Annotated in this window: 3 protein-coding genes; all 3 read right to left on the reverse strand. The window is 37.2% G+C overall.

Annotated elements, in window-relative coordinates:
- Positions 1-695: 695 nt before the first annotated feature.
- Positions 696-1,079: a hypothetical protein gene (locus QZ562_RS21005; RefSeq protein ID WP_293764659.1), complete on the reverse strand. Its 384-nt coding sequence runs from the start codon at positions 1,077-1,079 to the stop codon at positions 696-698.
- Positions 1,080-1,170: 91 nt separating this feature from the next.
- Positions 1,171-1,743 (reverse strand): hypothetical protein, encoded by a 573-nt coding sequence (locus QZ562_RS21010; RefSeq protein ID WP_293764662.1) that lies wholly within the window; start codon positions 1,741-1,743, stop codon positions 1,171-1,173.
- Positions 1,744-1,833: 90 nt separating this feature from the next.
- On the reverse strand, positions 1,834-2,208 hold a 375-nt coding region (locus QZ562_RS21015; protein ID WP_293764664.1), incomplete at its 5' end, for a hypothetical protein.

The raw sequence follows: 2,208 nt of genomic DNA on the forward strand, positions 1-2,208 counted from the left end.
ACCCATGCATGAACACTGACTTTATATTTCTTAGAATACGTTTTGAGCCAACCAACATAAGCCTGCATATCCTCTTCACAAGCAAATGTCGCCTGACGATTGTTCCCTCTCTGTATTAAGTGCTCTGACACTCCTGCACTAGAAACTCGTAGTCTTCTCGCCATTAAACCAGCCTCTTTTTATTAATAAATAGGAGTATAGTTTATTTAAATTGACTCTGACCCCTTTTATTGTGGGGCAAATATGAGCGATTTGGCCGAAGGCCAGCGAGTATTTGTCCCAGTGAGTTTACGAACAACATAATTCATTTGTTATGTTTTTTTACTTGCGGCTTCAACTTCATTAAGCCAAAAACAATTAATATAACTGCAAAGATTAAGAGCCCGTATTCAACCTGAACTGCAATATCTCCAACATAATTAATAAACAGTAGGATCAGAAAACCTAAAGACATTGCTCCTTGAGATAACCAAGAATGAGAGATACTACACCTGCACTCTTGGCATGTGTATTCGTAACCCAATCCATACATAGATTTCAAAGTGGGTACTTCTTTTTTTTCTTTCCGTATATTGCAATTCGGACAAATGAAAGTTGCCAATTAATCTCCAGTAAAAACATAACGCTTAACATATGGGGATTTTAGGAGCGCTTTTCAGCGAGTAAAATTCCCACCATGATGCACTTGTTATGTTTCATTGACTTAAACCGTATATGTTGAACGATTCACTTTTTAGCGGTTTATAAAAATAAAACTGATTTACACCCTGAGATTTGAGGAAATCCACTTTAGTAGAAATCTCAGAAAGCGAAACATTTTCAATCACAGCGTCATAGAAGCATCCCGACAATTCAGTTTCAAAGTTTGATTCCAATTTAGTACCAACCGAAACAATTGAATGACCGTCAAAAACCTCAGGCCCATAGATATCGTATTCTCCCTCTACATCAACCCAGGATTTCAAACATTCCTTTTGACTAGGAGTCACAATGATAAAGTTTTCATCTCCGCCTATCTCAAGGTACACATTTGCCATACCAACAATTATTAGGGCGATAATTAGGAGCTTTAACTGCAAGTTGTATCCTTAACTCTATTTGAAACATAACGCTTCGAATATGCGGCGCGCGCTGTTTGCGCGTCGGCCATAATTTGTTTGTTATATCGCTTTACACCGTAGATTGAGCAAACTCCATAGCTTTCTGAATGTCACTAGTAGAGAGCTTAACTTTGATACTTTTAGCTCCATCTAATGCATCTTGATATACACCCTGATCTGATTCGTCTAATACCTCTAAATCCGGTTGAACGAGAAATATAGACTCATACCAACCTAAAGCTTTAACCAAATCTACTTTTTTATAATTTTTATCCGAGTAAGCCATTCCTAAGTGTCTTCTAGCTTCAAAGTCGCCTTTTAGTACCGCATCTTTCCAGTTCTTGACTGCGAGGTTTCTGTCTTGTTTTACCCCTAGACCTTGATAAGTTAAAAAAGTAACGGTACTTAGTGCCATGGCTTGAAATTGATCTTCACCTTCGAATTTTAACGGTGCTGCAATAACGAAATTCCAATGAGCGGCAGCAACTTCATAAACCTCATTTCTATACGCTGTTGTTCCCATATAGAATTGACACTCTATGTCTGTATATTCAAGCTCACCTAAGTACTCAATTTTGCATTTATCTGCCAATACAGGGGAACTTAAAAACAGAAAGGAAATAGTTAGTAATCTAAAATTCAACGCAATACTCCTTGTGCGATATAACGCTTAACATATGGGGATTTTAGGAGCGCTTTTTCAGCGAGTAAAATTCCCACCATGATGTTTTTGTTATATTTCATTTCCATACGCCATTTTAAAGCACCAAAAATAATAACGCTGAAGAAGCCTTTCCTTACGGTCTATTTTCAACATACTAAGTAAGATGCGCCTAAAATCATTTTCAGGTAATCGAAAAATCTTAGAAAGTGAAATACAACAAAGTAAACAGCCAGCAAAAGCACCGATAATTAATAGCGTGAACAAGAAAATATAGGCAAAGATAGCTACACCTGCATCTTGTTGTTTATCTAAATCAGCCGTATCCAAGCCTAGAATGTGGCCGAATGATATTAGAACTTTCCAGCCTAGATATAAAAACAAACCAGCCCACATTGGAACAGATAATCGACAATACATTTCGATGATAAAGGACTTCATAGTACC

The sequence above is a fragment of the uncultured Paraglaciecola sp. genome, from assembly GCF_913058035.1.
In the GTDB taxonomy this organism is placed as follows: domain Bacteria; phylum Pseudomonadota; class Gammaproteobacteria; order Enterobacterales; family Alteromonadaceae; genus Paraglaciecola.